This is a genomic window from Microbacterium sp. 13-71-7, from assembly GCF_002257455.1.
In the GTDB taxonomy this organism is placed as follows: domain Bacteria; phylum Actinomycetota; class Actinomycetes; order Actinomycetales; family Microbacteriaceae; genus Microbacterium.
In genome coordinates this window covers 1-1,162 of record NZ_NCKN01000422.1, presented here as the reverse complement: position 1 = coordinate 1,162, position 1,162 = coordinate 1, and the positions used below count along the sequence as shown (strand labels likewise).

Below are 1,162 nucleotides of genomic sequence, written 5' to 3'. Positions count from 1 at the left end.
ATCCGGATCTTCGATCGTGAACGTGACGGGTGCGGGTGGCCGGTCGATGTAGATCGCGCCCGCGGGGCTGGTCCATTCCAGGACCCCCGCGCCGCGTTGCTTCACTTTCCAGGCCGTCTGATGTTTCAGGACGTGGTGGCGTCGGCAGAGTCCGCCGAGGTTTCCCTCCTCGGTGGCGCCGCCGTAGGCGGCGTCGATGGTGTGGTCGAGGTCTTGGGTGCGGGGTGGGAGTCCGCAAGTCGGGAACCGGCACCGGGAATCCCTCGCATGCAGGAGGCGGCGCAGGTCTGCGTTGGGCCGGTAGTGGTCGACGGCGAGGATCGCCCCCGTCACGGGGTGGGTGAGCACCCGCTCCCAGGCGGTGGCTCCGCCGGCGAGGGTGCGGGCGGTGTGCGTGTCGATGGGGTGCCCGCCGGCGAGCTCGCCGGGCTGCTCGGTGCGGACACCGAACATGGTGCCAGCGGTGCCGGCCGTGCCCTCCGGCGACCCGGATCCATCGACAGCGTCGGCAGTGCCGTCGGCCGCTTCGGTGGCGTCCGCGCTGAGGAGGGTGAGGACCGGTACGGTGAGCTCGACTCGCGCGTGGATCGCGGACAGCAGCCCGGCCGCGGTGTCGTGCCCGGACGCGGCCCCGGTGAGCAAGGTGTCCGCACACAGATCCGCGCGCAACTGATCCATGGTCCGCTCATCACGAGCGTCGCCGAGCCCGTCCGGATCAGGAGAGCCCGCGCCCTTCGCGGCCTGCGCGTTCGCGACGCTCAACGCTCGTGCCTGCTGGGTGAGCCGGTCGTAGATCCCGTCGATGATCGCGGCGGAGTGGATCACCCCGAGGGCCTTCTGCCCGTCGCCGAGGTCTTCCCGCCACACCCGCCGGTCCGCTTGCGCGTCCCGGTGCCGGTCGGTCAGACTCCGCGGGGCGAGCCGTTCCGCGACCCGGTCCACGATCCGCTTCGCCCGATGCGGGGTCTCCCCGGCACACACCTCGACCGCGATGCCCTCGAACTCCGCCCGCACCGCGTCGTTGTCGAGGCGGGCGCCGGCGTCCTGGATCACCCGCACATGCGCGGCGTTGATCCGCGCCTGCGTGAACGCCCGCATGACTTCCGGGAACTTCGTCATCAGATCCGCGGCCCGCGCCATCCGGCCCTGCACCACCCGATCC

At 71.8% G+C, this 1,162-nt stretch carries 1 protein-coding gene; it reads right to left on the bottom strand.

Features of this window, described 5'->3' with window-relative positions:
- Window positions 1-1,140 (bottom strand): DUF222 domain-containing protein (locus B7X32_RS20980; protein WP_366247019.1); only part of this gene is annotated, 1,140 nt, incomplete at its 3' end.
- Window positions 1,141-1,162: the final 22 nt, after the last annotated feature.